Source organism: Kitasatospora sp. NPDC058170, from assembly GCF_042883905.1.
Taxonomy (GTDB): Bacteria; Actinomycetota; Actinomycetes; order Streptomycetales; family Streptomycetaceae; genus Kitasatospora.
In genome coordinates, this window is the sequence record NZ_JBHVUV010000088.1 from 1 (window position 1) to 2,170 (window position 2,170).

2 protein-coding genes are annotated in these 2,170 nt (G+C 74.4%); both read right to left on the reverse strand.

Annotated elements, in window-relative coordinates; translation table 11 throughout:
• Nucleotides 1-1,651: type I polyketide synthase (locus ACFVVX_RS37930; RefSeq protein WP_387952728.1), on the reverse strand; the 1,651-nt coding region annotated here is incomplete at its 3' end.
• Nucleotides 1,652-1,756: 105 nt separating this feature from the next.
• The coding region (locus tag ACFVVX_RS37935) for a phosphopantetheine-binding protein (RefSeq protein ID WP_387952730.1) at nt 1,757-2,170 on the reverse strand (414 nt) is incomplete at its 5' end.

The window sequence follows — 2,170 nt, forward strand, 5'->3', positions numbered from 1 at the left end:
TGCGGGTGGTGGCGAGGGCGTGGGCGGTGTCGGCGGGGGTGGCGGTGGTGGTGTCCAGGTGTGCGCGCAGCCGCCGCGCCTGCTCGCGCAGCGCCTGCGGATCCCGTGCGGACAGCGGCCACAGCCGCGGGGTCTCCGGCGAGGGGTCGGCGAGCTCGGCCGGGTCGGCGAGTTCGGCGCGGCTGGCGGAATCGGTGGGCTCGGCCTGCTCGGCGCGGAGCGCCTCGGGTGCGGGTGCGGGCGCCTCCTCGCCGTCCGCGGCCGCCTCGGGCTCCGGGGCCTCCAGGATCACGTGCGCGTTGGTGCCGCTGATGCCGAAGGAGGAGACGGCGGCCCGGCGGGTGCGCCCGGTCTGCGGCCAGGGCGTGTGCTCGGCGAGCAGCTCGACCTTGCCCACCGCCCAGTCGACGTGCGGGGAGGGCGCGTCCAGGTGCAGTGAGCGCGGCAGCTCGCCGTGCCGGAAGGCCTCGATCATCTTGATCACGCCCGCGACGCCGGCCGCGGCCTGGGTGTGACCGATGTTGGACTTGATCGACCCCAGGTAGACCGGCAGTTCGCGGTCCTGGCCGTAGGTGGCCAGGATCGCCTGGGCCTCGATCGGGTCGCCGAGGGTGGTGCCCGTGCCGTGTGCCTCGATCGCGTCCACCTGATCGGCCGTCAGCTCGGCGTTGGCCAGCGCCTCCTGGATGACCCGTCGCTGGGAGGGGCCGTTCGGCGCGGTGAGCCCGTTGCTCGCGCCGTCCTGGTTGACCGCCGAACCCCGGATCACCGCGAGGACGGGGTGGCCGTTGCGGCGCGCGTCCGAGAGCTTCTCCAGGACGAGGACGCCGACGCCCTCCGAGAACCCGGTCCCGTCCGAGCCCGCGGCGAAGGGCTTGCAGCGCGCGTCCGGGGCCAGGCCTTTCTGGCGGCTGAACTCGGTGTACACGCTCGGCCGGGCGATCACGGTGGCGCCGCCGGCCAGCGCGAGGGTGCTCTCGCCGCTGCGGAGCGACTGCAGCGCGTAGTGGATGGCGACCAGCGAGGAGGAGCACGAGGTGTCGACCGTCACCGCCGGGCCCTCCAGCCCGAGGACGTACGCCACCCGGCCCGAGGCCACGCTGGTGGTGTTGCCGGCCAGGAAGTAGCCCTCGTACTCGCCCGGGGCCTCCCCGGCCCGGGGCGCGTACTCCTGGGCGATGAGCCCGGTGAACACCGAGGTCCGTGACCCGCGCAGGCCGACCGGGTCGATGCCGGACCGCTCCAGGGCCTCCCAGGTGGTCTCCAGCAGCAGCCGCTGCTGCGGGTCCATGGCGGTCGCCTCGCGGGCGCTGATCCCGAAGAAGGCGTGGTCGAACTCGGCTGCCCCGCGGAGGAATCCGCCCTCGCGGATGTAGGTGGTGCGGGGCTGCTCCGGGTCGGGGTCGTAGAGCGCGTCGGTGTCCCAGCCCCGGTCGTCCGGGAACGGGCCGATCGCGTCGACGCCCTCGGCGACCAGGCGCCACAGATCGCTCGGCGACTCCACCCCGCCCGGGAAGCGGCAGCCGATTCCCACCACCGCGACCGGTTCGTGGTCGCGGGCCTCGGCCTCGCGCAACCGGCGCTTGGCCTGGCGGAGTTCGGTCGTCGCGCGCTTGAGGTACTCGCGCAGGGTCTCCTCGGTGCTGGCCATCTGTGGCGCCTCCCTTGGCGTTGGTGGGTGCGGTCGGCCGGGCCGGGGGCCTGGCCGGTCCGGCCGGCCGCTCCGGTCCGGGCTGGTGGTGGTGCTGAACCTCGGTCAGTCCGAGCCGAGTTCGCGTTCGAGTGCGCTGAAGAGCTCGTCGTCGTCGGCCGCTTCGAGGTCGACCTGCTCCTCGACCTCCTGGGCGCCCGGCCTGGCGTCGTCCCAGCCGCGCAGCAGGGCGCGCAGCCGGGCGGTCACCTCGTCCCGTTCGCGGTCCCCCTCGGCCGCCCGCCCGTCGGTGAACTCGCCCAGCAGGCCTTCGAGTCGGGAGATCTCACCGAGCACGGCGGCGTTCGCGGAGGCCGGTTCGGGGGCGAGTTCCGCCAGGACGGCGGTGGCCAGGGCCTCGGGCGTGGGGTGGTCGTAGACGAGGGTGGTGGGGAGGTGGAGTCCGGTGGTGGTGCGCAGGCGGTTGCGGAGTTCGACGGCGGTGAGGGAGTCGAAGCCGAGGTCCTTGAACGGCTGGTC